This is a genomic window from Micromonospora lacuserhaii (assembly GCF_036902735.1).
Taxonomy (GTDB): Bacteria; Actinomycetota; Actinomycetes; order Mycobacteriales; family Micromonosporaceae; genus Micromonospora.
In genome coordinates this window covers 14,761-39,874 of the sequence record NZ_JBAKHO010000031.1, presented here as the reverse complement: position 1 = coordinate 39,874, position 25,114 = coordinate 14,761, and the positions used below count along the sequence as shown (strand labels likewise).

The 25,114-nt window shown below is 71.4% G+C and carries 29 protein-coding genes; 14 read left to right on the top strand and 15 right to left on the bottom strand.

The window, feature by feature from the left end:
- Positions 1–7 precede the first annotated feature (7 nt).
- Complete coding sequence (locus V6U81_RS19205) at positions 8–994, top strand: zinc-dependent alcohol dehydrogenase family protein (protein WP_334491165.1); 987 nt, start codon at positions 8–10, stop codon at positions 992–994.
- Between the two features lie 34 nt (positions 995–1,028).
- Here the strand turns inward: V6U81_RS19205 and V6U81_RS19200 are convergent, their stop codons facing one another.
- The gene (locus tag V6U81_RS19200) at positions 1,029–1,994 is read right to left on the bottom strand and encodes an SDR family NAD(P)-dependent oxidoreductase (protein WP_334491163.1); all 966 of its coding nucleotides are present in this window, start codon (positions 1,992–1,994) and stop codon (positions 1,029–1,031) included.
- Between the two features lie 85 nt (positions 1,995–2,079).
- On the opposite strand from V6U81_RS19200, the gene V6U81_RS19195 reads away from it, so the two are divergent.
- The 3 genes from V6U81_RS19195 (at position 2,080) to V6U81_RS19185 (ending at position 3,818) form a co-directional block, all read left to right on the top strand.
- Positions 2,080–2,997: an AraC family transcriptional regulator gene (locus V6U81_RS19195; protein ID WP_334491161.1), complete on the top strand. Its 918-nt coding sequence runs from the start codon at positions 2,080–2,082 to the stop codon at positions 2,995–2,997.
- Between the two features lie 125 nt (positions 2,998–3,122).
- Positions 3,123–3,521, top strand: a complete 399-nt coding sequence (locus tag V6U81_RS19190) for a DUF2267 domain-containing protein (RefSeq protein ID WP_334491160.1) — start codon at positions 3,123–3,125, stop codon at positions 3,519–3,521.
- A gap of 21 nt (positions 3,522–3,542) precedes the next feature.
- On the top strand, positions 3,543–3,818 hold the full coding sequence (locus V6U81_RS19185) for a hypothetical protein (protein ID WP_334491159.1): 276 nt from the start codon (positions 3,543–3,545) through the stop codon (positions 3,816–3,818).
- Positions 3,819–3,876: 58 nt separating this feature from the next.
- Here the strand turns inward: V6U81_RS19185 and V6U81_RS19180 are convergent, their stop codons facing one another.
- The 9 genes from V6U81_RS19180 to V6U81_RS19140 all read right to left on the bottom strand — a co-directional run bounded on the left by V6U81_RS19180 (position 3,877) and on the right by V6U81_RS19140 (position 12,008).
- Positions 3,877–4,329: a hypothetical protein gene (locus V6U81_RS19180; protein ID WP_334491158.1), complete on the bottom strand. Its 453-nt coding sequence runs from the start codon at positions 4,327–4,329 to the stop codon at positions 3,877–3,879.
- Between the two features lie 56 nt (positions 4,330–4,385).
- Positions 4,386–4,958, bottom strand: coding sequence for a gluconokinase (locus tag V6U81_RS19175; protein WP_334491157.1), 573 nt, complete (start codon positions 4,956–4,958; stop codon positions 4,386–4,388).
- Positions 4,948–6,177 (bottom strand): D-mannonate dehydratase ManD, encoded by a 1,230-nt coding sequence (manD, locus tag V6U81_RS19170; protein ID WP_334491156.1) that lies wholly within the window; start codon positions 6,175–6,177, stop codon positions 4,948–4,950. The genes V6U81_RS19175 and manD overlap by 11 nt, the downstream gene beginning before the upstream one ends.
- Before the next feature lie 25 nt (positions 6,178–6,202).
- Positions 6,203–7,156, bottom strand: coding sequence for a sugar kinase (locus V6U81_RS19165; RefSeq protein ID WP_334491155.1), 954 nt, complete (start codon positions 7,154–7,156; stop codon positions 6,203–6,205).
- Positions 7,153–7,776, bottom strand: coding sequence for a bifunctional 4-hydroxy-2-oxoglutarate aldolase/2-dehydro-3-deoxy-phosphogluconate aldolase (locus V6U81_RS19160; RefSeq protein WP_334491154.1), 624 nt, complete (start codon positions 7,774–7,776; stop codon positions 7,153–7,155). The genes V6U81_RS19165 and V6U81_RS19160 overlap by 4 nt, the downstream gene beginning before the upstream one ends.
- Before the next feature lie 2 nt (positions 7,777–7,778).
- On the bottom strand, positions 7,779–8,927 hold the full coding sequence (gene dgoD, locus V6U81_RS19155; RefSeq protein WP_334491153.1) for a galactonate dehydratase: 1,149 nt from the start codon (positions 8,925–8,927) through the stop codon (positions 7,779–7,781).
- 6 nt (positions 8,928–8,933) lie between these two features.
- The gene (locus tag V6U81_RS19150; protein ID WP_334491152.1) at positions 8,934–9,749 is read right to left on the bottom strand and encodes a carbohydrate ABC transporter permease; all 816 of its coding nucleotides are present in this window, start codon (positions 9,747–9,749) and stop codon (positions 8,934–8,936) included.
- Complete coding sequence (locus tag V6U81_RS19145; RefSeq protein ID WP_334491151.1) at positions 9,746–10,693, bottom strand: carbohydrate ABC transporter permease; 948 nt, start codon at positions 10,691–10,693, stop codon at positions 9,746–9,748. The genes V6U81_RS19150 and V6U81_RS19145 overlap by 4 nt, the downstream gene beginning before the upstream one ends.
- 73 nt (positions 10,694–10,766) lie before the next feature.
- Positions 10,767–12,008, bottom strand: coding sequence for an ABC transporter substrate-binding protein (locus V6U81_RS19140; RefSeq protein ID WP_334491150.1), 1,242 nt, complete (start codon positions 12,006–12,008; stop codon positions 10,767–10,769).
- Positions 12,009–12,194: 186 nt separating this feature from the next.
- On the opposite strand from V6U81_RS19140, the gene V6U81_RS19135 reads away from it, so the two are divergent.
- From V6U81_RS19135 to V6U81_RS19115, 5 genes are all read left to right on the top strand, one after another.
- A complete protein-coding gene (locus V6U81_RS19135) occupies positions 12,195–12,956 on the top strand; it encodes a FadR/GntR family transcriptional regulator (RefSeq protein WP_334491149.1) in 762 nt (253 codons plus the stop codon).
- A 42-nt stretch (positions 12,957–12,998) separates the two neighbouring features.
- Positions 12,999–13,370: a TraR/DksA family transcriptional regulator gene (locus V6U81_RS19130; RefSeq protein ID WP_334491148.1), complete on the top strand. Its 372-nt coding sequence runs from the start codon at positions 12,999–13,001 to the stop codon at positions 13,368–13,370.
- A gap of 115 nt (positions 13,371–13,485) precedes the next feature.
- Complete coding sequence (locus V6U81_RS19125; RefSeq protein WP_334491147.1) at positions 13,486–14,721, top strand: low temperature requirement protein A; 1,236 nt, start codon at positions 13,486–13,488, stop codon at positions 14,719–14,721.
- 126 nt (positions 14,722–14,847) lie between these two features.
- Complete coding sequence (locus V6U81_RS19120; RefSeq protein WP_334491145.1) at positions 14,848–15,945, top strand: LLM class flavin-dependent oxidoreductase; 1,098 nt, start codon at positions 14,848–14,850, stop codon at positions 15,943–15,945.
- Positions 15,942–16,556, top strand: a complete 615-nt coding sequence (locus tag V6U81_RS19115) for an FMN reductase (protein ID WP_334491143.1) — start codon at positions 15,942–15,944, stop codon at positions 16,554–16,556. The genes V6U81_RS19120 and V6U81_RS19115 overlap by 4 nt, the downstream gene beginning before the upstream one ends.
- A gap of 12 nt (positions 16,557–16,568) precedes the next feature.
- Here V6U81_RS19115 and V6U81_RS19110 read toward each other — a convergent pair whose 3' ends face one another.
- The 3 genes from V6U81_RS19110 to V6U81_RS19100 form a co-directional block, all read right to left on the bottom strand.
- Entirely contained in the window at positions 16,569–17,030 is a 462-nt protein-coding gene (locus tag V6U81_RS19110) for a MarR family winged helix-turn-helix transcriptional regulator (protein WP_334491142.1), read from the bottom strand.
- Between the two features lie 81 nt (positions 17,031–17,111).
- Complete coding sequence (locus V6U81_RS19105; protein ID WP_334491141.1) at positions 17,112–17,444, bottom strand: nuclear transport factor 2 family protein; 333 nt, start codon at positions 17,442–17,444, stop codon at positions 17,112–17,114.
- A 163-nt stretch (positions 17,445–17,607) separates the two neighbouring features.
- Entirely contained in the window at positions 17,608–18,387 is a 780-nt protein-coding gene (locus V6U81_RS19100; protein WP_334491140.1) for a DUF1223 domain-containing protein, read from the bottom strand.
- A 269-nt stretch (positions 18,388–18,656) separates the two neighbouring features.
- On the opposite strand from V6U81_RS19100, the gene V6U81_RS19095 reads away from it, so the two are divergent.
- Entirely contained in the window at positions 18,657–19,619 is a 963-nt protein-coding gene (locus V6U81_RS19095) for an alpha/beta fold hydrolase (RefSeq protein ID WP_334491139.1), read from the top strand.
- A gap of 84 nt (positions 19,620–19,703) precedes the next feature.
- Positions 19,704–20,912 (top strand): low temperature requirement protein A, encoded by a 1,209-nt coding sequence (locus V6U81_RS19090; protein ID WP_334491138.1) that lies wholly within the window; start codon positions 19,704–19,706, stop codon positions 20,910–20,912.
- Here V6U81_RS19090 and V6U81_RS19085 read toward each other — a convergent pair.
- A complete protein-coding gene (locus V6U81_RS19085) occupies positions 20,901–22,091 on the bottom strand; it encodes an MFS transporter (protein WP_334491137.1) in 1,191 nt (396 codons plus the stop codon). The genes V6U81_RS19090 and V6U81_RS19085 overlap by 12 nt on opposite strands.
- Before the next feature lie 473 nt (positions 22,092–22,564).
- Here V6U81_RS19085 and V6U81_RS19080 point away from each other — a divergent pair, with 473 nt between their 5' ends.
- Both V6U81_RS19080 and V6U81_RS19075 read left to right on the top strand, forming a co-directional pair.
- The gene (locus V6U81_RS19080; protein ID WP_334491136.1) at positions 22,565–23,431 is read left to right on the top strand and encodes a redoxin family protein; all 867 of its coding nucleotides are present in this window, start codon (positions 22,565–22,567) and stop codon (positions 23,429–23,431) included.
- Between the two features lie 65 nt (positions 23,432–23,496).
- Positions 23,497–24,048, top strand: a complete 552-nt coding sequence (locus V6U81_RS19075) for a DUF5872 domain-containing protein (protein ID WP_334491135.1) — start codon at positions 23,497–23,499, stop codon at positions 24,046–24,048.
- 107 nt (positions 24,049–24,155) lie between these two features.
- Here the strand turns inward: V6U81_RS19075 and V6U81_RS19070 are convergent, their stop codons facing one another.
- Entirely contained in the window at positions 24,156–24,527 is a 372-nt protein-coding gene (locus V6U81_RS19070) for a hypothetical protein (protein WP_334491134.1), read from the bottom strand.
- 10 nt (positions 24,528–24,537) lie between these two features.
- On the opposite strand from V6U81_RS19070, the gene V6U81_RS19065 reads away from it, so the two are divergent.
- The gene (locus tag V6U81_RS19065) at positions 24,538–24,876 is read left to right on the top strand and encodes a hypothetical protein (protein ID WP_334491133.1); all 339 of its coding nucleotides are present in this window, start codon (positions 24,538–24,540) and stop codon (positions 24,874–24,876) included.
- The last annotated feature ends 238 nt before the right edge of the window (positions 24,877–25,114 follow it).

Sequence of the window (25,114 nt, the reverse complement as noted above, 5' to 3'; positions counted from 1 at the left end):
GGCATTCATGCGTGCTGTAGTGCTGCGGGAGTTCGGCGTTCCGCTGAGGGTCGAGGAGGTCGACCAACCCGCCGCCGGCGCCGGTGAGGTGCTCGTGCGGGTCGTCGCCAGCGGGGTCAACCCGCTCGACACGAAGATCCAGGCGGGAAAGGCCGCGCACGCCGGCGTCCAGCCGCCCGCCGTGCTCGGCCTGGACCTCGCCGGCGTCGTCGCCGCGGTGGGCCCGGGGGTGACCGGCTTCGATCCGGGGGACGAGGTGTACGGGCTCTGCGGTGGGGTGGGCGACCTGCAGGGCTCGCTGGCCGAGTACGCCGCCGTGGACGCCCGGCTGCTGGCGCACAAGCCGCGGACGCTGTCGATGCGTGAGGCCGCCGCGCTGCCGCTGGCGGCGATCACCTCTTGGGAGGGGCTGGTCGACCGGGCCGGGGTCCGCGCCGGGCAGAAGGTGCTGGTGCACGGCGGTGCCGGCGGCGTCGGTCACGTGGGCGTGCAACTTGCCCGGGCACGAGGCGCCGAGGTGTACGCGACGGGCGCGCCGGCAAGCCTGCCGGTGATCGAGAGCCTCGGCGCGGTGCCGATCGACTACACCTCGACCAGCGTCGAGGAGTACGTGCGGAGGTACACCGGAGGCGAGGGCTTCGACATCGTCGCCGACAACGTGGGCGGCGCGACGCTCGACGCGTCGTTCGCGGCGGTGCGGGTCTATCACGGGCACGTCGTCAGCGCGTTGGGCTGGGGGTCGCACTCGCTCGCGCCGCTGTCGTTCCGTGGCGCAACCTATTCCGGGGTGTTCACCCTGCTGCCGATGCTGACCGGGCGCGGCCGCGAACACCAGGGGGAGATCCTGCGCGAGGTTGCGGCGCTGGCCGACGCCGGTGCGCTGCGTCCACGACTGGACCCGCACCCGTTCACGCTCGACACGGTCATGGACGCCCACCGGCTGGTGGCCGACGGCACCGGTGCCGGCAAGGTCATCGTCGACATCGAGGGCTGAGGCGCCGGCCGCCCGGCCGGCGCCTCTCGCGCGTTCAGCGGGAAGCCAGAACCTGTTCGGCGTACGCCCAGAGCCGGTCGGCGGCCGCGGGGTCGACGGCATGCTCGGCCACCCCGGTCATCGGCTCCGGGCCGCCCGGGACGACCGACGCCTCCTGGTTGTCCTCGAAGTAGAGGCCGGTGACGCCCTCGAGCAGCGGCGACGCCGCCAGCAGCACGGACGTCGCCGCGCCCTGGGCGGGGGTCTTGAAGTAGTCCGGCACCGTCCGGTTGCCCGCCTCGTCGATCGTCACCCCGAACGAGCGCAACGTGTCGTCGTCGAGGTGCCGCTGCAGGTTGGTCATGATGTAGCCGGGGTTCGCCGCGTTGGCGGTGATCCCGTCCGCGGCCCAGTGCCGGGCGATGCCGACCACCAGCAGGACATCGGCGGTCTTGGACTGGAAGTACGCCGCCCACGGCTCGTACGGCTGCCGCTCGAACTGCGGGTCGTCGAAGTCGACGGCCCGGCGCAGCTGCGCCCCGGAGCTGACCACCACCACCCGCCCCGTACCGGCGCGGAGGTTTTCGTGCAGGCCGCGGGCGAGCGCGAAGTGGCCGAGGTAGTTGGTGGCGAGCTGCATCTCCCAACCCTCCGCGGTGAGCTGCCGGGTCGGGACCGCCATGACGCCGGCGTTGGCGACCAGCGCGTGCAGCGGGCCCTCCCAGGCGGCGACGAAGGCGTCGACCGACGACAGGTCGGCCAGGTCGAGGGCGGCAGCCCGGACGCTGCCCCGTCCGGGCCCGGCGAACTCCTCGATCAGTGCGGCGGCGCGGCCGGGATCGCGGGTGGCGACGGTGACCTCGGCGCCGGCGCCGGCCAGGGCGCGTACGGTTTCCGCGCCGATGCCCGAGGCGCCGCCGGTGACGATCATCCGGCGCCCGGTGAGGTCGACGCCCTCGAGGATCTCCGTGGCCGTCGCCCGGGCGGTGAACGGCGTGGTCAGGCGGGTGGTGGCTGTCATGATGGCAACGCTACGAACGGCCTGCCTGGACCGCCCATGGTTCAGCGTCCGCCGCTCTTTCGTGGGCGTCCAGAGGAGGTTGCGGGTGGACCCGCTGGAGGATGTGCTGGCTCTGCTCGACGCGACGAGTGAGGTGTCGGCGGGGCTGGTCGCCGGTGGTCGCTGGGCGGTCCAGTTTCCGCCACCGGCCGGGGCCAAGTTCAACGCCGTCCGCCGCGGTTCGTGCTGGCTGCGGGTGGACGGCGTGCCGGATCCCGTCCACCTCGCCGAGGGTGACTGCTTCCTGCTGACCCGGCCCGTGGCGTTCACCCTGGCCAGCGACCCGGACCTGCCGACCGAGCCGGCGTACCCGATCTTCGTCGCGGCCGGCGACGGCGTGGCTCGCGTCGGCGACGGCGACAAGGTCTTCCTCATCGGTGCCGCGTTCACCTTCACCGAGCGGGCCCGCGCCCTGCTGCTGGACAGCCTGCCGCCGCTCATCCACGTGCCGCACACCGCGCCGGAGGCGGGCACCGTGCGGTGGGCGCTCGACGAGCTCGACGCCGAGTTGCGGGGGAGGCCGCTGGGGGCCACCCTCGTCGCCGAGCGCCTCGCCGTCGTCATGCTGGTCCGGATGCTGCGCCTGCATCTCGCCCGCGGCCCCGGGCCCGACGCCGGCTGGTTGGCCGGCCTCGCCGACCCGACGGTCGCCGCCGCGCTGCGGGAGATGCATGCCCGGCCGGCGCACCCGTGGACCGTGGCGGAGCTGGCCCAGGTCGTCGCCGTCTCCCGGTCGACGCTGGCGTCCCGGTTCAAGGACGTGGTCGGCAAGGGCCCCCTGGAGTACCTCACCGAGTGGCGGATCGAGCTCGCCGCCGACCGGCTCCGCCGGGGCGACGACACCGTCGCCACCATCGCCCGGGCCGTCGGCTACGGCTCGGAGAGCGCGCTCAGCGTCGCGTTCAAACGGACCACCGGGCACTCGCCGCGCGCGTACCGCACTCAGCTCACCAGGGCCCGGTGAGCCTTCCTCGGGGCGAACGGGGTCTTCAGGGTCACTTCAGGTCTGGTCGAGGTCGAGCGTGAGCTCGTTTGCGGACGTTGAGCCTGGGAATTCGCCTGGCCCAACGGCGAGAGGAAGGCCGCACGGTGAACGACAACGAGTTCCTCGGCCTGGTGGCGACGCGTTCCGGCATGTCGTCGGAGCAGGCCACCGCCGTCACACGGGCCACGCTCACCACCCTGGCCGAACGGATCGACGGCGGCGAGGCGCGCGACCTGGCCGACCAGCTTCCCGAAGCGCTGCGGGCGTACGCCTTCGGCGGCAGCGAGGCCGCGGAACGGTTCGGGCTCGAGGTGTTCGTCGACCGGGTCAGCGGACGCGCGGACCTCGACGCGGACCGGGCGAGGGACGGGGTGACGGCCGTTTTCGGCGTCCTGCGCGACGCTCTGGGCCCCAGCGGCTATGAACAGGTGGTCACCCAGCTGCCTGCGGAGTACGGCGACGTCGCCGACCAGACCGCGCCGTTCGTCCGGCGTCAGGCCTGACGGTCGATCGAGGGGACAGAGATGGCTGTGGACCGGGACGACGCTGACCCGTTGGGCCGGGCGACCGAGGCGGACGCCCAGGAACAACAGCAGGACGAGACCGTGGTGGGCCCCACCGACGCGGTGTCGGACGCCGTCCCGGAGGCGTCCGAGGCGGACCTGGCGGAGCAGGGCGTCCTGGTGCCGCCGAGCGACCTGGGCGGCGTGGCCGATGCCATGCGCGACGACGTCAGCCCGGCGGACGCGTTGGAGCAGAACCAGGAGATTCCGACGCCGGATGAGGACCGCCGGGACTGACCGTCGTACGCCCTGCGGGTGCCGGCCACCAGCCGCGGGGGGTCAACGCCGGCTGGGCCTAAGCCGCCACGATGACGCCGGCCAGGACCAGGTACGCCAGGCCCATGCCCAGCCCCGTCATGATCATCAGGACCGCCTTGGCGGCAATCGATCGGTCACTTCGGGCGATCGAGTGGTTGACGACGAAGCCGACTCCGGCGAAGAGCCCGCCGATCAGTCCGCCTGTGATCACCAGGAGAAACGGGAGCAGGATCAGGATCCGGAGCGCGGCCGGCGTCTCCGGCCCCGTCCGGTGTTTCACCCCGTCGATCTCGATGACCGGGTACGCGTCGAGGAGGTTGCCCCTCACCTTGGCGCGGACCGTCCCGCCGCCCACCGCGGGCAGCTCGAAGACGTTCCGGCGGCCGCTCCCGGGGACACCGTCCACCAGCACCCGTGGACTGCCCAGCGCATTCACCTCGACCGCCACGGGCCCGTCGACTCCGGCGATCACCATCGGTTCGGTCTGCATGAGCGAGCACAGTAGACGGCGGGCGGACCTGGCGCTGCCCCCGGAGCCCGGGCCGGCTAGCCGGTCCCCAACGACGTGGCGGTGCGCAGGCCGAGTCGCTCGACGGCCGCCGAGGCCAGCTCGTCCGGGGGGAGGGAGACGTCGAGCACCAGCAGCGCCTCGTCCGGATGGCCCCGTTCGAGCGTCGCCAGCTGTGATTCCAGCAGGCTCGCCGGCATGTAGTGCCCGGCGCGACGGGAAAGCCGCTCCCGGATGACCTCCGCCGGCCCGTCCAGGTGCACGAAGTCCACCGTCGGCGGCCCCTGGCGCAGCACGTCGCGGTACGACCGCTTCAAGGCCGAGCAGGCCAGCACCGTGGACACGCCCTCGGCGCCGCGGGCAGCCATCCAGTCGGCGAGGGCGTGCAGCCAGGGCCAGCGGGCCGCGTCGTCCAGCGGTACGCCGGAGCGCATCCGCGCCACGTTCGCCTCGGAGTGGAACTCGTCCGCCTCGGCGAACGCCAGTCCGGTCAGGTCCCCGATCCCCCGGGCCACGGTCGTCTTGCCGGCACCGGAAACGCCCATCACCACGACGTGCCGGGTCGGCGATCCGCCGAGGCCACCGGCGACCACGGGTCGCTCACCAGTCATGGACCGTCCCATCCTTGAGCCGGTTGAACGGCAGGTACGCCGCCACGTACGGGAACCGGGCGGCGGCCGCCTCGTCGAGCTCGACCCCGATGCCCGGCTGGTCGCCCGGGTGGAGGTAACCGTCGGCGAAGGTGAACGACTGCCGGAACACCTCGTTGGTGAGCGCGCCGTGCGGCATGTACTCCTGAATGCCGAAGTTGTGGATGGCCAGGTCGAGGTGGAGTGCGGCGGCCATGCCGACCGGTGAGATGTCGGTCGGGCCGTGGATGCCGGACTTGATCTGGTACTGCGCGGCGAAGTCGAGCAGCTTCCGCATGGCGGTGATGCCACCGGTGTGCGTGACGGCGGAGCGGACGTAGTCGATCAGCTGTTCCCGGATCAGGGTCTGGTAGTCCCACACGGTGTTGAAGACCTCGCCGATGGCCAACGGGGTGACGGTGTGCTGGCGGACCAGCCGCAACGCCTCCTGGTTCTCCGCCGGGGTGCAGTCCTCCAACCAGAACAGGTCGTACGGCTCCAGGTCCCTGCCGAGCCGGGCGGCCTGGATCGGGGTCATCCGGTGGTGGCCGTCGTGCAGCAGCGGCAGCTCCGGGCCGAACTCGTTGCGGACCGCCTCGAAGACGCCGGGCAGGTGGCGCAGGTAGGAGCGGGTGTCCCAGTCCTCCTCGGCGGGCAGCGGGGTGCGCTGCGCCGGCTCGTAGTCGTACCGCCTGCCGTCGATGCTGGGCTGGGCGGCGACACCGTAGACGGCGTTGATGCCGGGGACGGACGTCTGCACCCGGATCGACCGGTAGCCGAGGTCGAGGTGCCGGCGGATCGAGTCGAACAGCTCCGGCAGGTCCCGCCCGGAGGCGTGGCCGTACGCCATGATCCCGGTGCGCGACGCGCCGCCCAGCAGCTGGTAGAGCGGCATCCCGGCGGCCTTGGCCTTGATGTCCCACAGGGCGACGTCGACGGCCGCGATGGCCGCCATGGTGACCGGGCCCCGCCGCCAGTACGCCGAGCGGTACAGGAACTGCCAGGTGTCCTCGATGCGGTGCGGGTCGCGGCCGATCAGCAGGGGCACGACATGGTCCGCCAGGTAGGAGGCGACGGACAGCTCCCGCCCGTTGAGGGTGCCGTCGCCCAACCCGGTGAACCCCTCGTCGGTGGTGATCTTGAGGGTGACGAAGTTGCGGTCGGGGCTGGAGACGACGACGTCCGCTGCGACGATCTTCACGCAGGTGCCTTTCTCAGGGATGGTGTCAGCGAAGGGTGTGGCCGGGCCGCAGGTCGTCCAGGAGGGACAGTTCGTCGCGGCGCGGCAGGGACTCCCAGTCGCCGTGTCCGGCGACGGCGAAGGCCCCGAGGGTGACCGCGCGGCGCAGCCGCCCGGCGAGGTCGAGTCCGTCCAGGTGACCGGAGAGGTAGCCGGCGGTGAAGGCGTCACCCGCGCCCACGGTGTCCACCGCCGTGACCGGCAGCGCCGCCACCTGCCGGAGGCCGTCGCGGGTGTACGCGCGGGCGCCGTCGGCCCCCAGCTTGACCAGCACGGTCGCCACTCCTCGCGCCAGCAGCCCGGCCACCGTCGTCGGCTCGTCCGCGCCCGGTTCACCGACGAGGTCCAGCTCGTCGGCGGAGGCGACGACCACCGAGGCGTACCCGGCGAGGGGGGCGAGCACCGCGCGGGCGTCGTCCCGGGTCCAGAGCTTCGCCCGGTGGTTGACATCGAGGCACACCAGTGCCCCCTCCCGGGACGCGGTCTCCGCCGCCCACCGGGTGGCCTCGCGGGCGCTGTCGGACAGCGCCGGGGTGATGCCGGTCAGGTGCAGCACCCGGGCGCCCGTGGCCAGGGCCGGACGAAGGTCGTCCACGCCCAGCGCGGAGCCGGCCGACGCCGCTCGGTGGTAGACCACCCGGGTCAGGTCGGCGGTACGCCGCTCCAGGAACATCAGCCCGGCGGGCCGGTCCGGATCGCGAGTCACGTGGTCGACGGCCACGCCCTCGGCGCGCAACTGGCGCAGCACGTACCCGCCGAGCTCGTCATCGCTGACCCGGCCTGCCCAGGCCGCCCGATGGCCCAGCCGGGCCACCCCGATCGCCACGTTGGCCTCGGCCCCGGCGAGGTGCATGGTCAGGTCGCCACCTGCGGCCAGCGGACCCGCCGACCGCAGTGACACCAGCGCCTCACCGAAGGTGAGCAGGTCGACGGCGGTCATGACAGCGCGGCGAGGTAGGCCCGGGCTCGCTCCCGCAGCGCGTCGAGGTCGCCGCCGGAGGCGGCGTCGCCGACCAGCGGGCCGCCGACACCGACGGCGATCGCGCCGGCGGCGAGGTAGCCCGGCAGCTCGGCCAGGCCGACCCCGCCGACGGCGACGAACGGGATGTCCGGGAACGGATCGCGCAGCGCCTTGAGGTACGCCGGCCCGCCCACCGAGGCCGGGAAGAGCTTCACCACGGCGGCGCCCCGCGCGATGGCGGTGTGCGCCTCGGTCGGGGTGAGCGCCCCGGCGGCCACCGGCAGCCCACGGCGGACCGCCTCGGGGATGGAGTCGACGACGGCGGGGGTGACGACGAACTGCGCGCCGGCCGCCGCCACGTCGGCGACCGACGCCGGGGTGAGCACCGTCCCCGCGCCGACCAGTGAGCCGACCGGGGCGGCCGCCCGGATCGCCGCGATGGCGTCGAGTGCCCCCGGCGTTGTCAGGGCTACCTCCACCACCCGTACCCCCTCGGCGAGCAGGGCGGTGCCGGCGGCGATCGCGGCGGCGGTGTCGGTGCCGCGGATGACCGCCAGCAGGCGGGTGGCGGCGAGTTCGGCGGTGAGGTCGAGGGTCATGGTCACCATTCCGCGTAGGAGCCGTCGGGGTGCCGGAACATCGGGCTGCGCCAGGCGTGGCCGCGCTTGTCCGCGGCACGGACCGCCTGCTCGTCGATCTCGATGCCCAGGCCGGGCGCGGTGAGCCGCTCGACGTGCCCGTCGACGAAGGTCAGCGGGGTCTTGTCGAGGCAGTAGTCGAGCACCTCCGCGCCGAGGTTGTAGTGGATCCCGATGCTCTGTTCCTGGATCAGGTAGTTCGGCGTGGCGAAGCCGACCTGGAGGCACGCCGCCAGGGCGATCGGCCCGAGCGGGCAGTGCGGGGCGAGCTGCACGTCGTACACCTCGGCGAGCGCCGCGATCTTGCGTACCTCGGTGATGCCGCCGGCGTGCGACAGGTCCGGCTGCGCGACCGCGATCCCGGCCTGGAGTACGGGCAGGAACTCCTGCCGGCTGTAGAGCCGCTCGCCGGTGGAGACCGGCGTGGTGGTGGACCGGACGAAGTCGCCGATCAGGTGTGAGTTCTCCGGGACGACCGGCTCCTCCAAAAACAGCGGCCGGTACGGCTCCAGCAGCGGCGCGACGCGCCGGGCGTTGGCCAGCGTGAACCGGCCGTGGAAGTCGACCGCGACGTCGCGATCGTCGCCGAGCACCTCGCGGGCCGCGGCCACCCGGGCGACCACACCGTCGAGCTCCGCCACGGAGGCGATCGGGCTCATCCGGCCGGAGGCGTTCATCTTGACCGCGGTCAACCCGGCCTCGACCTGGGCGGCGATGTGGTCGCGGACCTCGTTCGGCTCGTCGCCGCCGATCCACCCGTACACCCGGATCCGGTCGCGGACCGGACCGCCGAGCAGCTGGTGCACCGGAGCACCGAAGTGCTTGCCGGCGATGTCCCACAGCGCCTGGTCCAGGCCGGACACGGCGCTGGCCAGGATCGGGCCGCCCCGGTAGAACGAGCCCTTGGTCATCACCTGCCAGTGGTCCTCGATCCGCAGCGCGTCTCGGCCGATGAGCAGCTCGCCGAGCTGTTCGACCGCGGTACGGACGGTCTCGGAGCGCCCCTCGCAGGTGGCCTCCCCCCAGCCGACGATCCCGGCGGCGGTCTCGACGCGGACGAAGAGCCACCGGGGGGCGACCAGGAAGGTCTCGATGCGTGCGATTGTCGTCATGACCGGTCAGCCCTTCGTCGCGCCGGCGGTGAGCCCGGAGACCACGTATTTCTGCACGAACAGGGCGATCAGCATGATCGGCAGGGTGACCACGGTGGCGGCGGCCATCAGCCCGCCCCAGTCGATGCTGGCGTAGCCCACGAAGTCGAAGATGGCGACGGGCAGCGTCTTGGTGTCGGCGCCGGAGAGCACCAGGGCGAACATGAAGTTGTTCCAGGAGAAGATGAACGACAGGATGCCGGCGGTGGCGATGCCCGGCACGGACAGCGGCAGCGTGATCCGCCGGAACGCGCCGATGTGGGTCAGCCCGTCGACCAGCGCCGCCTCCTCCAACTCCTCCGGCAGGCCGTCGAAGTAGCCCATCATGATGTAGACGACCAGCGGCAGCGACACGAACATGTGGCTGAGGACGAGCACGCCGAAGCCGCCGACCATCTTCAGGTTGGAGAAGACGTAGTACCAGGGGACCAGCAGCGAGACGCCGGGGATGACCCGGGCCATCAGCACCACCAGCGCGGACTTTCGCATGTTGAACCGGCTCATCGAGTACGCGGCCGGCACGCCCAGGATCAGCGACGCCACGGTCGCGGCGAAGGCCACCCACAGGCTGTTGCCGATGAACTGGACGTAGTTCGCCCGCTTGAGCACCGTGGCGTAGTTGTCCAGGGTGGGGGAGAAGGCCAGCGCCTTGCCGGTGTCGTAGATGTCGACGTTCGTCTTGAACGACGCGGCGATCATCCAGAGCAGAGGCGCGAGCAGCGACAGCACCACGACGGCGAGTGCCACCACCCGGAACACCCGGTACGGGGGACGGGGCTTCATCGCTGCGCCTCCTTGCGCCGGGCCGTCAGGGCCCACATCGACCCGATGATGATCAGGAAGAAGATGATGAGGACGGCCGACGAGACGCCGTACTCGTTGTAGTCGAAGCTGAGGCCGTAGGCGTAGACGTTGAGGGTCTCGACCTCGTGGAACGACCCGCCGCCGCGACCCTTCGTGGCGTAGAGGATGTCGAACGTCTTCAGCGCGTCGATGCCGCGCAGCAGGATCGCCACGACCACCGTGGGCATCAGCAGCGGCAGGGTGACGTGCCGGAAGCGCTGCCACGTGCTGGCGCCGTCGATCCGGGCCGCTTCCTGCGGCTCCTCCGCCAGCGAGGTCAACCCGGCGAGCAGGATCAGCACCACCATCGGCGTCCACTGCCACACGTCGATGAAGATGGCGGTGGGCAGCGCCGAGTGCTGGCCGGCGAGCCACGGCTGAGGACCGATGCCGACCCAGCCGAGCAGCTGGTTGGCCAGGCCGATGTTGGGGTCGAAGATGAGCCGCCACATCATGCCGACCGCGACCGGGGTGGCGACCAGGGGCATCAGGATGGCGACCCGGACCCACTTCTGGCCGCGGAACGGCCGCCACAGCAGCAGCGCGACCGCCATCCCGAGGACCACCTCGAAGAGCAGCGCGACGACGGTGAACGCGGCGGTCCGCCCGACGGCGGGCCAGAACCGGTCGGTGTCCGACAGCACGTCGAGGTAGTTCTGGAAGCCGACGAACTCGCTCTCGGCGCGGACGGAACCCTCGGCGTCGGTGAGGCTGAGGTAGCCGGTCCAGGCCAGCGGGAAGACGATCAGCGCGGCGACGAAGGCCATCGCCGGCGCGGCGAAGAGCCACTTGCGGTGGTCGTTGGCCCAGCGTGCCCAGCCAGGCGTGGCGGGCATGGCCGAGGCGCTGCCGGGCGCTCGGGCGGGGGTGGTGACTGTTGCCATGGGATCTCCGGGGAGGGGCGGGCCGGCGGGGAAACGCGGGTGGTGGGACCGGGGGCCCCACCACCCGCGTGGCTTACTTGGCCTCGTCGTCCAGGAACTTCTGGTAGGCCTCGTTGGCCGTGTCGGCGGCGGCCGCGGCGTCCTTGCCGGCGATCGCGTCGACGATCGGCTGGCCGACGATCTCGCGGGCCTGGGCAACCTTCACCACCAGCGGGCGGTCGTGGCCCACGCCGTCCTTGGTGCTGGTGGCGATCGCCTCGACCAGGTCCTTCGGGTAGGTCGCGGTACCTTCCGGGTTGGCCCAGACGGAGGTACGGGCGCTCGGCACCCCAGCCTTCTGCTGGGCGAGGGTCCGCTCCTTGCCGGTGGCCCACTCGATGAACTTCCAGGCGTTGCTCTTGTTCTCGGAGCTGCCGTTGACGCCCAGCGCCCAGGACGGGATGTTGTACGGCTTGGAGCCGGCCGGGCCGGCCGGGAACAACGCGAAGCCGACCTGGTCCGCCACCTTGGACTTGGCCGGGTCGGTGGCGTTCTTGTAGAGCGAGTCGGCCTCGGTGTAGAAGGCCGCCTTGCCCTGGGTGAAGATCGCCATCGCCTCGGGCCAGCCCATGTCGGTGCTGACGTTGGCCGGGCCGGCGTCCTTGATCAGCCCGCCGTAGTAGGCGTACGCCTGCTTGGCGGCGTCGCTGTTGACTGCGGCCTTGCCGCTGCCGTCGACGAAGTCACCGCCGAAGCTGTAGAGGAAGCTGGAGAACTGGGTGACCGCCGGCGACTTGCCGGTCCGCGCGACGAACCCGGCGACGCCCGGCTCAGCGGCCTTGATCCTGATGGCCGCGGCCTTCAGCTCGTCGAGGGTCTTCGGCGGGGCGCTCAGGCCGGCCTTAACGAGCAGGTCCTTGCGGTAGTACAGGACCTCCTGCTCGGTGATGATCGGGACACCGACCGGCTTGCCCTCGTACGAGGTGGCCTCCACCGGGCCGGCCTGGAAGTCGGCGAACTCCCAGTCCTTGTTCGACTTCACCTGGTCCGACAGGTCGGCGAGGTACTTGTTCTTGGCGAACAGCTTCCCCTCCTGCAGGGGGCGGTACATCATCACGTCGATGTCGGACGAGCCGGCGTTCAGCTTCACGTTGTACTGGTCGGAGAGCTGGTCCTCGCCGAGCTGGGTGAGTTCGACCTTGAGCCCCGTCTGCTTCTCGAACTCGGGCAGGGCCGCCTTGATGTTCTCCGTCCACACGTGGTTCGCCAGGGTCACCCGGACCGTCTTGGAAGCGCCGCTGTCGTCGCCACCGCCGCCGCAGGCCGACAGGCCCATGGCGGCAACCACAGCCAGAGAAGTACCGATTATCGATCGACGCCGCACGTCCATCTCTCCTTCTTGTCGTGGCCGCCGCCCAGGGGAGGAGCGCCACATCGTCGTAACGTCCGCTTAACGACCGGATGCTAGGCCCAAAAAGCTGACTTATTCAAGAGGTGATCTCCAACTGATATGCTCCGGGTCGTGGATCAGTCCTCCTCAGGGGTCGCACCCGCCCAGCAAGCCCCTGCCGAGGCCGGGCTGCACGCCCGCGTTCTCGACCACCTCGGCACCGCCATCTGCGGCGGCGAGGTGGCCGCCGGTTCCGTGCTCAACATCGACGACCTGGTCGAGCGGTACGCGGTCTCCCGCTCCGTGATCCGCGAGGTCCTGCGGGTGCTCGCGTCCATGGGGTTCGTCGAGACCCGCCGCCGGGTCGGCGTCATGATCAGGCCAGCTACCGACTGGAACGTCTTCGACCCCCAGGTGATCCGCTGGCGACTCGCTTCGGCCGGACGGATGGCGCAGATGCGCTCCATCACCGAGCTGCGCACCGCGGTCGAGCCGCACGCCGCACTGCTCGCCGCCACGCGGGTCGACCACGACGAGGCGAGCGACCTGGTCGGGCTCGCCGCGAAGATGTGGGCCGCCGGGAAGGCCGGGGACGAGGCGCGGTTCCTCAGCCTCGACATCGAGTTCCACCGGCGGGTGCTGGTGGCCTCCGGCAACGAGATGTTCGTGAAGCTCCAGGAGCTGGTGGCCGAGGTGCTCACCGGCCGCCACCACTACCACCTGATGCCGCACCACCCGGACGAGCAGGCCCTCCAACTGCACGCCGACGTGGCTCAGGCGATCCAGCGGCGCGACGGCGAACGCGCCCGCGACGCCATGGTGCAGATCATGCAGCAGGCGTTCGAGGAGATGAAGTCCATGTGGGAGCAGACCGGCGAGCCCGACCTGGGCTAGGCCACGTCCGCACAGGGCCACCGCCGTCGCGGTGAGACGGTGATGGCAGCATCGGGAGAGGTGGAGGTCGGCATGGACGCCGAGTCGTCCCGTGCGGCGCTGCGACGCGCCCGCGCCGAGACCGAGCTGCTGATCGCCTCGTTGACCCGCGACCTGAACGGCGTCATCGACGCGTCCCTGTCCTCCAATGCGGACGACGAACACGATCCCGAAGGCGCGACCATCGCGTTCGAGCGGGCACAGGTCGCCGCGCTGCTGGCCGGCGCCCGGCGACGCCTCGCCGACCTGGACGACGCGTTGAGCCGACTGGACGCGGGCACCTACGGCAGGTGTGAGCGGTGCGGGTTGCCGATCCCCGCGGAGCGGCTGGCGGTACGGCCGTCCGCGCGTACCTGCGTGCACTGCGCCGGCTGAGCCGGAGCACTACCCGGACCTGGCCGGCGCGGCCGGCGCCGGGTAGAGCGGGCACCGAGCGCCCGGCCCGCTGCCGTGATCCACTGACCGGAGGATGTGGACGCTGGGGAGCGCGATGAGCGACGTACGACCGAAGCTGGACGGTGCGGAACGCCGACGCCTCGACGAGGAGGAGGCCGAGCAGATCGAGCCGGTACGCCCGCCCGACATCAACCGGACGCCCAACCGCTCGGCCACCCGGCTGGAGCTCTTCTTCGACCTGGCGTTCGTGATCTTCGTGGAGCGCTGCACCGACCTGCTCGCCGCGGACGAGACGTGGACCGGTGGGCTGCAGTTCGCGGCGGTGGTCAGCATCGGCTGGTGGGCCTGGGCCAGCACCACCCTGTACGCGAACCGCTTCGACACCGACGACGCGGTGTTCCGGCTGCTCACCCTGACCGCGATGGCCGGGGTGGTGGGAATGGCGGCCTCCGTCGACGGCATCGATGAGCAGACCGGGCGGTGGTTCGCCCTGGCGTACGCGCTGGTCCGGCTGGTGCTCATCGTCGGCTACCTGCGTGCCTGGTGGCACGTCGCCGACTCTCGCTCCACCATCCGGCCGTACCTGCTCTCCCACGGTCTGGGGGCGGTGATCTGGCTGGCGTCGGTGGCCGTGGCGGCGCCCGGCCGGTACGTGCTGTGGGGGATCGGCGTCCTGGTCGACCAGTTGGGGCCGCTCGCCGTCTCCCGACTGCGCGACACCGCGCCGCTGCACATGGAGCACCTGCCGGAGCGCTTCGCCCTCTTCATCATCCTGGTGCTGGGAGAGTCCGTGGCCGCCGCCGTGACCGGCGTACACGACGGGGGTTGGCGGCCCTCGGTGGTGCTCACCGCCGCTCTCGCGTTCGTCGTGGTCGCGGGCCTGTGGTGGTCCTACTTCGACCTCTCCGGCGGTGCCGCGAAACGGCGCCTGGTCGAGGAGGGCGGCGAGACCACCCCGCGGGGCGTCCACGACGTCTACGTCTACCTGCATCTGCCGATGGCGATCGCGTTGGCCGCCGTGGCGGTCGGGCTGGATCACGCGATCGTGCACGCCGAGGACGACCACCTGTCGGCCGGTACCCGCGGGGTCCTGGCGGTGGGCCTGGCCGGCTACCTGCTCAGCGCCGCCGTCATGCAGGCGGCGCTCTCCCGGCGGGTCCGGGCGGCAGTGATCTGGCCCGGACTGGGGGTGCCGACCGTAGCCGCGGTGGTGCTGCTCGACCTGCCCCCGGTCACGACGTTCGTGCTGCTCACCGTGATCGTCGCCGTGGGCGTGGTCACCGGCTTCGCCCTGCACCGCGCCGGCGAGGTGCGCACCGCCAAGGTGTGAGCGCCCGAGCGGTCGATGGTGATCGGCACCACACAAGTGCTTGCTCAGTCAAGGAATCTCGCCCGCACCTCCCCGGGTTGCAGATGAGCGTCAGGTGCGACCGGTACGAGGGAGGCGGGCAGCTCGATGCAGTTCGGAATCTTTGGCGTGGGGGACGTGGCACGCGACCCGGTGACCGGGCGGATGCCGTCCGAGCACGAACGGATCAAGGCCGTGGTGGAGTACGCGACGCTGGCCGAGGAGGTGGGGCTCGACGCCTTCGCCATCGGCGAGCACCACAACCCACCCTTCATCCCCTCCTCGCCCACCACCCTGCTCGGTCACGTGGCGGCCCGGACCGAGAAGATCATTCTGTCCACCTCGACCACGCTGATCACCACCAACGACCCGGTGAAGATCGCCGAGGACTACGCGATGCTCCAGCACCTGGCCGACGGCCGCGTCGACCTGATCATGGGGCGTGGCAACACCGGCCCGGTCTACCCCTGGTTCGGCCAGGACATCCGCAACGCCATCCCGCTCGCGGTCGAGAACTACGACCTGCTGCGCCGGCTCTGGCGCGAGGAGGTGGTCGACTGGGAGGGCAGGTTCCGTACGCCGTTGCAGTCCTTCACCTCGACCCCGCGGCCGCTGGACGGGGTGCCGCCGTTCGTCTGGCACGGCTCGATTCGTAGCCCGGAGATCGCCGAGCAGGCCGCCTACTACGGCGACGGGTTCCTGCACAACAACCTCCTCTGGCCCAAGGAGCACGTCCAGCGGATGGTCGCGCTCTACCGCCGGCGGTTCGAGCACCACGGGCACGGCCCGGCGGACGAGGCGATCGTGGGCCTGGGCGCGCAGGTGTTCATGCGGAAGAACTCGCAGGACGCGGTCCGGGAGTTCCACCCGTACTTCGACAACTCCGCGGCCTACGGGCACGGGCCGTCGCTGGAGGAGACGATGAGGCGGACGGCGCTCCTGGTCGGCAGCCCGCAGCAGGTGATCGACCGGACCCTGGCCTTCCGGGAGTACGCCGGCGGCGACTACCAGCGGCAACTCTTCAACGTCGACGGGATCGGCGTACCCCGCAGGACCGTGCTGGAGCAGATCGAGATGCTGGGCGAGGTCGTGCGGGTGCTGCGCAAGGAGTTCGCGGTGGGCCGCCCCGCCCACGTCCCGGACGCACCGACCCACGCCTCGCTGAAGGCCGCGGCGCAGGCCGGTGCCGTGGAGCGGGTTCGATGAAGCGCACCATCGCCGTCGTGGCGGCCGGCCTGCGGCAGCCGTCGTCGACCCGGATGCTCGCCGACCGGCTGGCCGAGGCGGTCCGCCGCGAGCTGGGGCGGCTCGGCGCCGAGGTCGACGTCGAGCTGATCGAGTTGCGCGACCACGCGCACGACCTGGTCGACAACCTGCTGGCCGGGTACCCGTCGGAGCGGCTCGAGCGGGTGCACGGCATCGTCCGGCGTGCCGACGCGCTCGTCGTGGTGACGCCGACGTTCTCCGCGTCGTACAACGGAATGTTCAAGATGTTCGTCGACGTGCTCGACGACGCCGCCCTGGTCGACAAGCCGGTGCTGGTCGCCGCCACCGGAGGGACGGGGCGTCACTCGCTGGTGCTGGAGCACGCGCTGCGGCCGCTCTTCACCTATCTGCGCGCGGTCGTGGTGCCCACCGCGGTGTTCGCCGCGCCCGAGGACTGGGGGGCCGGCGACGCGGCACAGGGTTCGCTGCCGCACCGGATCGATCGGGCGGCCGGCGAACTGGCCCGCGAGGTGGACCGGCGCGATCCGCCCGCTCCCGTCGACCCGTTCGCCGATCCGATGCCGTTCGAGCGGTTGCTCGGTGGCGAGTGAGCACGGCCTGGCTCAGTCGGCCGTCCCGACCCGCTGAAACGCCCGGGCCAACTGGACGAGGTCGAAGCCCTCGAAGTGGTCCAGGAACCGCCGCCGCACCGCGGCCAGGTGGCTCGGCCAGGACTCCTCCAGGCGGGCGAAGCCGGCATCGGTGAGGACGGCGTTCCAGCCACGGGCGTCCTCCCCGCTCCGCACCCGCTCGACCAGGCCCTGGGACTCGAGGCGGTTGACCGTACGGGTCATCCCGCTCAGGGAGAGCTGGCAGGCCGCGGCGAGTTCGCTCATCCGCAGCTGGCGGCCCGGCGCCTCCGAGAGGTTCCGCAGGGCGGTGTACTCGGTGAGGGGCAGCTGGCGTTCGCCGATCATGTCGGCGTCGATCGTCCGGGGCAGGACGTACATCATCTGGCCAAGAGAGCGGACGAGCGCCTCCTCGTCGGGGGTGAGGGGCCGCAGGGCTGGGGGAGTGCTCGACATGCCGCCATCCTAGTTGCTTGACCGAACAACGGCCGGTCAAGGCGTGACGCGCGGCCGTCACCGGATGGCGCGGCGGTCCGGCTACGGGCGGATGTCCAGCGCGCCGATCCGGTCGTCCCGCAGCGTGAAGCGGTGGCGCAGCTCGATCGGGCTGCCGGGGAACGTGCCCGACACCCGGGCGGTCACCACGTACGAGTCGCCCGCCTCCGGCTGCACCCCGAGCGGCTCGGCCGTGTAGGCGTAGGCCGCCATGGTCCGCTCGCGCCACGCCCTGATCGCGGTCGGGCCCTCGTGGAGCCGCTCCTCGTCGGCGACCGTGGCGTCGTCGGCGAAACACGCGACGAAGGCGTCCAGGTCGCCGTCGTTGATCGCCCGGTAGTAGCGGTCGATCACCTCGGGCACCGCGACCGGCATCTGCTCCTCCTGCTCCCTGATCCGCTGGTGCGCTCCGCCGGGCGGCAGACACCGGTCGGGCCAGCTCGGACTCCACGCTACGAGACCAGGGCCCGACGGCGGGCCGCTTCGCCCAGGAGGCCGGGGCGGGAGCTCGACGGTGCCGCCGTCACCTCGGCAGCTCTCACCCAGGTTCGGCGGACACGTCGACAGCCGCGGCGCCGACGATGGCCTTGTCACCGTCGTTCTGCAGGTAGCCCACCACCGAGGCCTGTCGAGGATCCAGATCCGACGGAAGCTCCAGCTCCACCCGTCCACGCTCGGCGTCCAGACCCACCGACGTGAAGGCGCGCACCACGTTGTCCTGCCGCAGCGTCCGCCCGGCGTTCTCACCCCGGGCGACGTCGCTCACCAGGCCACGTTCCACGATCGCCACGTTCACCACCGCCCGCTCCGGCGGTCGCTCGGTCTGGTAGTCCACCACGACCCGGTGCCCGCCGGCCGTGCCACCGGCGGCGTCCTGGACCGAGAGTGCGAGCGGCGTGGTGGCTGCCGACCTCAGCGCGGACGCGATCGCGGTCGCCGCCGTGCGACGGTCGGAGCCCACGAACTCGACGGTGCCGTTGACGACCATCTGCGGGGTGTACAACCCCCGGGAGCCGAAGGCGCGCGCATACGCCTCCTGCCGCGCCGTGTACGCCTCGTCGGCGAACCGGTCGGGCCAGCCCAGGTCGTCCCAGTAGTCGACGTGGAAGCCGAGCGCGAAGACGGGCTCTCCCCGCCTCCGGGCGTCGCGCTCGATCTCGGTCAGCACCTCCTCCGCCGGAGGACAGCTCGAGCAGCCTTGGGAGGTGAACATCTCCACGACGGCGAAGCCGCCGTCCGTCGGCGCGACGTCCCGCGCCGGCAGCGGCGAATCTGCTGGGCGGGGGCGATTCGACCCGCTGCGTGCTGGGTCCGTCATGACGTCTCCTCCGTCGGTGCTGCTGGCGGCTCTCCGATTCCCGTTCCGGCGGCGACGATGCCTGACCAGTCGTCGAGGAGTAATTCCCCCGTCTCTCCCTGGCGTCCGGGTCTGCCTGCATATCGTGAAGTCGTGACGCCCCCAGGGCCGGGGAGCAGGTCTACGGCCGGGAGTTTCTCAGCGTCGAGCCAGGAATGGGCGGCGCGACGGTGGTCGGGTGGGCATCGATCCTGTGCCGACACCGCCGAGATGTGGGGAAAGGAATCGTCGTGGCCTCATCGTCCAGCCGGTATCCCGTCGCGGAGGGCCCCGGCTCCGTCTCGCAGGCGCCGCAGCTTCCGGCCGGGTTCACCGACACCTTCACCAGCCGGTACGTCGACGCCGGTGAGGTGCGCCTGCACGCGGTCATCGGAGGCGACGGGCCGCCGCTGCTGCTGGTGCACGGCTGGCCGGAAAGCTGGTACGCGTGGCGCCTGCTGATGCCGGCGCTGGCCCGGGACTTCGAGGTCATCGCGGTTGATCAGCGCGGCATGGGGCTCTCCGACAAGCCCGAGGGCGGGTACGACACCGGCACGCAGGCGGGGGACCTGATTGCGTTGATGGACGCGCTCGGCCACGAGCGGTTCGCCGTGATCGGCCACGACACCGGATTCACGATCAGCTACGCGCTGGCTGCGGACCACCCGGAACGGGTCGACCGTGCGGTCCTCGCCGAGATCCCCGGGTCCCCGGGGACGGCTCCCTCACCGCCCCTGTTCGCCCCCGGGCCGCTCAACGACCGACTCTGGCACCTCGGCTTCAACCGGCTCAACAAGATCAACGAACAGCTCGTCCAGGGACGGGAGGACGTCTTCTTTCGCTGGGAGTTCGACGCGGCCGCCAGGAAGCTCCCCGACGACGTGATCAACTATTACGTCCGTCTCCTCTCCGACCCCGACGCCCTGCGCGGCAGCTTCGGTTGGTACCGGGCGCTCGATACGACCATCGCGCAGGACGGGCAGCGGAAGACCAAGCGGCTCGCCATGCCCGTCCTGGCGATCGGCGGAGCGGCGAGCTTCGGTGAACACGTCGGGGACAATGTGAAACTCGTCGCCGACGATGTGCAGAGCCTGGTCATTCCCGGCGCCGGCCACTTCGTCGCCGAGGAGGCTCCCGACGAGATGCTGGCGGCGCTGACCGCGTTCCTGGCCCCGTACCGCGACACGGTGGCGGTGGGCGCCTCCAGGGCCTAGTACGCGAGCTCACTGCGCTCGGGTGGCTCACCGGGGCGGTCATGAGGGCGGCCACCGCGTGATCGGGTGCCGACGGGCGGGCGGATGACCAGCATGGCGCGCGAGCTGCTGCGGAGGCCGGGGGAGCCGAAACAGGCAACCTTCCTGGAGCTGTTCTTCGACCTGGTGTTCGTCCTGGTGATCACCCAGCTCTCCCACGGGCTGATCCAGGACCTCACCTGGAGCGGGGCCTTCCAGACGCTGGTGCTGCTGCTCGCGGTGTGGTGGATCTGGACCAACACGGCGTGGATAACCGACCTGTACGACCCGCGGCGGATGGCGATACAGGTGCTGGTCATCGCCACCATGCTCGGCACCTTCATGATGGCGGTCGCGCTGCCCGACGCGTTCGGCAGCCAGGGCCTCGTCATCGCCGGGCTGTACGTCGCCATCCACCTCGGCCGTCACCTCTTCCTCGTCGTCGCCCTGCGGGGACACGAGGCACAGCGCAGGAGCCTGCGGGTGCTGTTCTGGTTCGGCGTGTCCGCCGTGCCGTGGATCGCGGGGGCGCTCGCGCACGAGACGGCGCGAGGGGCGCTGTGGGCACTCGCGGTCACCGTGGACTACCTGGCTGGCGTACTCCGCTACCCCACGCCGGGGCTGGGCCGCCCACCCTCATCGGAGTGGCCCATCGTGCCCGAGCACCTGGCCGAGCGGTACCGGCAGCTCTTCATCATCGCGCTCGGCGAGTTGATCCTGGTGGCCGGCTCGACCCTGTGGGGCACTGGCTTCGCGCCCGACCGGACCGCGGCGGCCGTGGTGTCCTTCTTCACCACGGTGCTGCTGTGGCGGATCTACATCTACCGCGCGGGGGAGTTGCTGCCCGCTGCCATCGCCGCAGCGCCCGACCCGGACCGCGTTGCCCGATCGGCCCTGGTCGCTCACCTGCCCATGGTGGCCGGCGTCGTCCTCACCGCCGTCGGCGTCGAACTCGTCATCGCCCACCCGTCCGGGCACACCACCCTGGCCTGGATCGCCGTCATCCTCGGTGGGCCTTCGCTCTTCGTGGTCGGGCGTGCCGTCTTCGAGTACCAGGTCTTCACCCGCGTCTCCCGCGATCGGCTGATCGGCCTGCTCGTGCTGGCCGTCCTGACACCGGCGCTACTGCTCGTACCGCCGCTGCTGGCAGCCCTCGCCGCCACCGCGGTCCTGGCCGGGATCGCCGTCGCCGACGCCGTCCGGGCGAGAGGCCGCCCAGCCGAGTCGCCGTCACCACCCGGCCGGCGATCGCCACCGGACGGGTCAGCCGGGTGACGTCCGGCTGGCCCTGCGGAGCCCGAACAGGGCGACCAGGGCGAGCAGGATGACCGCGACGGAATATTCGTTGGCGGTCCGGGGCAGGCCGCCGGCGTAGACCACGAGGAAGCCGGCAATGACGGTGGGTAGCCCGAAGCCGACGTAGCTGACGACGTAGAGCAGGGAGAGCACGCTGGCCCGTTGGTGCGCCTCGACCAGCGGCATGACCGTCTTGAGGCTGCCCTGGAAGCCGCCACCGAAGCCGACGCCGCTGAGCGCGAGACCGAGGAAGAAGCCGGGGATGGATTCGGTGGTGACCGACACCAACGTGATGATCATGCCCAGGACGAGGGCGGCGATTCCGATGAGCATCACGGTTCGCGCGGGGGCGTTGCGCAGCAGCAGAACGGTGATGGACCCGACCATGCCGAAGACGAAGAGCAGCAGGCCGGCGGTCACGATCGAGGTGTTCATGAGGGCGCGCGCGAGCGCCGGGCCGAGCGCGCCGAAGAAACCGGCCAGCGCCCAGACGGCGAAGACCACCGGAGCGACGACCAGCACCGGCCCGCGCACGGGGCGGGGCAGCCTGATCTCCGGCCGCAGGCTCTGCAGCGCTCCCTTCATCGGCGTGACCGTCTCCGGCATCAGCACGACGCCGAGACCCTGGATCAGCAGGATGACGAGCAGGACGACGAAGACCAGTCGCGTCGGCGCGGGCAGGAACTGGATGAACAGCGCCGAGAGCAGGGCCCCGGTACCGGTGCCGATGCCCGGGGCCATCGAGTTCGCCAGTGTCCCGCGTGGGCGGTTGATGTCGAGCATGGCGGCGCCGACGGCGCCGGTGGCGGCGCCGGCCGCGACTCCCTGCACGACGCGGGCGGCCACCAGCGTGGGTACGCCGTTGGCGAAGATGAAGACGACCAGCGCGATTCCCTGGACCGCGATCGCGACGAGCAGGACCGGCCGGCGCCCGAGATGGTCGGACAGCTTGCCCAACGTGAGCAGGGACGCCAGCACCGCGATGGCGTAGACGGCGAACACCACCGTGGTCGTGATCGGCGAGAAGTGCCAGCGCGCCTGGTAGATCCCGTAGAGGGGGGTCGGGGCCGCCGACGCGGCCACGAACGACACGAGGATCGAGGCGAGCAGGAACAGGGAAGCATTCGGCGAGATCCGCCCCCGTCCGGCGATGGTCATCAGGCGTACTCCTCGGGTGATCCGCCGGTGGTGGCCCGGCGCGGTCGGCCAGGGTCCCTCCTGCCGGCGGGCTGCAGCGGAGTACCCAACACGCCCCGTCACACGCGGCATGGACCGGGCGACGCCGGGTCTGCGGCCAGCCGTGCACCAGCAGCAATGCGCGGCCGCGGCGGGGATCGAGGCTCTGTGGTGGCAGCGGCGGCGTTCCGGGCACGCACGTCCCCGGCCGCGGCTACGCTGGGGATGCCATGGCACGGAGCCTCAGCGGGGCCGAGGAGGCTTCTTCTCGCCGGCCGGTCCAGCCGCTGCTTCGCCGGAGCTGACTCGGCCGGGCGCTACCACTTTCCGGGCCGTGCATCGCCATGTGATCAGAGGAATGGGGAATCCTTCATGTCCGCTGCGGCCGCAGTGCGTTCGTTCCGGGCGGCCGCCCGGTCGCTGCGGTGAAGGGCGCAACGATGCGGTTGCCCGCTGTGCGCGTCCAGCGGTGGGTCAACTCCCCGCCGCTGACCCCCGATGCGCTGCACGGCCGGGTGGTCCTGGTGGACATCTGGGAGTACACCTGCATCAACTGGATCCGCACCGCGCCCTACGTCAAGGCGTGGCACCGCGACTACGCCGACCTGGGCCTGACCGTCATCGGCGTGCACGCGCCCGAGTTCGAGTTCGGCAAGAGCCCCGAGAACATCGACCGGGCGATCCGCGACCACGGACTCACCTATCCCGTCGCGCTCGACAACGACTTCACGTTCTGGCGGGCCCTCGGCAACGACGCCTGGCCGGCGAAGTACCTCTTCGACGCGGACGGAGGACTCGTCGACCGGTGGGTCGGAGAGGGCAGCTACGAGCGGGTGGAGTCGGAGATCAGACGGCTCCTCGAGGTCAGGGCGCCCGGGACCAGGTTGCCGCCGGTCAGCCCCGAGGCGATGGCCTTCGCCACGACCGGGGAGCCCTCCTACGTGGGCATCACGCTCGAGACGTACCTCGGCGCCGACCGGGGGGTGCCGGGCACCTTCGCCCTGACCGGCGACTGGCGCAGCACCGGCGAGTACGTCGAGCTCGCCAGCGGCATCGGCGAGCTCGCCCTGCCCTTCAACGCCGGCGAGGTGAACATCGTCGTCGACCCGGGACCCGCCGGGGAGGCCGCGGTCAGGGTGCTGCTCGACGGGGGACCGATCGGCGACGAGCGCGGTGCGGGCGTCGACCCGGACGCGATCGCGCAGATCGACCGGGCAGGCATGATCCGGCTCGTCGCCGGCGCATCCCGGGACGACCACCTGCTGACCCTCGTCGCCAGCCAACCCGGCTTCCGCGCGTACGTCTTCACGTTCGGCCCGTAGCCGCACGAATCGACGGGGTTGGGCGCGGGAGGCATACGCGCCGCGGCCCCGGGTAGCTGCCAGCCATGGCGCGGTACACGGAGCCCGAACTCAGGGAGCAGATCAAGGAAGAGATCAAGGCTTCCGACAAGGGCGGCAAGCAGGGGCAGTGGTCGGCCCGCAAGTCGCAGCTGCTCACTCAGGAGTACCAGAAGCGCGGCGGGGGATACCTGGGCGCCAAGGACGAGCGACAGAAGTCCCTGCAGCGGTGGGGCGCCGAACACTGGCAGACCAGAGAGGGCGACACTCGAGCACGGCGCGGCGGCACGACGAGTCGTTACCTACCCGAGCGAGCCTGGGAGCAGCTCTCGGACGACGAGAAGCGCGCGACCGACACCAAGAAGCGGGCCGCGTCCCGATCCGGCAAGCAGTACGTAGCCAACACCGAGCCGGCCAAACGTGCCCGCAAGAAGGCCACGTCGGCCGGACGACTGTCGGAGCTGCCGGTCTCCGAGGCAGCCAAGCTCGTCCGCGGCCTCGACACGCCGCAACTCAAGGCCGCACTCGCCGACGAGCGCGACGGCAAGGGTCGCAAGACGCTCATCCAGCGGCTCCAGGCCGAGCTCGACCGGCGCTGACACCAGGTGGCGCACCCCCCCAACTTCGGGCCGACGACAGTAAGATCCACGCACCGCTCCGGCGGAGTCCTGTTCACCTTCTCCGGAGCCCGCATGTCCGAGCCACCTCACCCGAGCGACGCGCGCGAGCTCAGCAGAGCACGGCGGCGCTGGTTGCTACCGGCCGCCGGGCTCGCCGCCGCCCTCGCGGTGCCGCTCATCACGATCATCGTGACCGGATCCGATCCGGAGCGTGCACCGGCCCGGCCCGCTGTCGCGCCGATCTCGCCCCGGGGGACCGCCGGTGCCGTCACCCCGAGCGCGACCCCCGATGCCGCCCGTACGGCAACCCCCACGGCCATTGCCTCCCGCGCGGCGACCCCCGTGGCCACTGTCGCGCGCACGTCGACCCCGGCCCGGCGGCCCGCAGCAGCCCGGTCGACCACAGCGCCCGCCTCGCCGCCCGCCGCGACGGCCACCACCCCCAGGCCGAGCTGCACCCCGGCCGGGGTGGTGGACGTGGTCCAGCTCTTCACCGACGGAGTTGTCACGGTCGCGGCTCGGACCAACGGCGAGTGGAGCAACCAGCTCTGCCCGGGTGAGCGGATCCGGGTCTTCTGGGCCACCTACAGCCGCACCGCGGACGGCGGCGCGAAGCTGTACCGGTCCCAGGTGCACCATCTGGACCGGTCGGCGCCGACCTGGACGATGCGACTCGTCCTCCCCGGCAACTGCGGTGACTCCTGGTACGTGGCGGCCGGCAACTGGAGCATCCCGCAGACGCTCAAGCCCGGGGTGGTGCCGTTCGGCAGCGGCAAGCTGAACTGGGAGACCGGCGGCCCCTGCTGAAGCGGTCGCCGGCTGGTCGCCGCCGACCACCCGGTCCACACCTCGCCGTCCGACGCGGCGTGGGAGGTGCTCGCCCGGCGCGTCATAGATGTCGCCGCCGAGGGAAAACATAGACGAACGTGTAACGGCTTCGGCCGAACGCATCGACGGCTGGCACGATCCGGGGATCCCCCACCAAGATCATCGATGTCATGATGTGGAACAGCTTCTCGCATCAATTGATCTGCATCTGTCACAT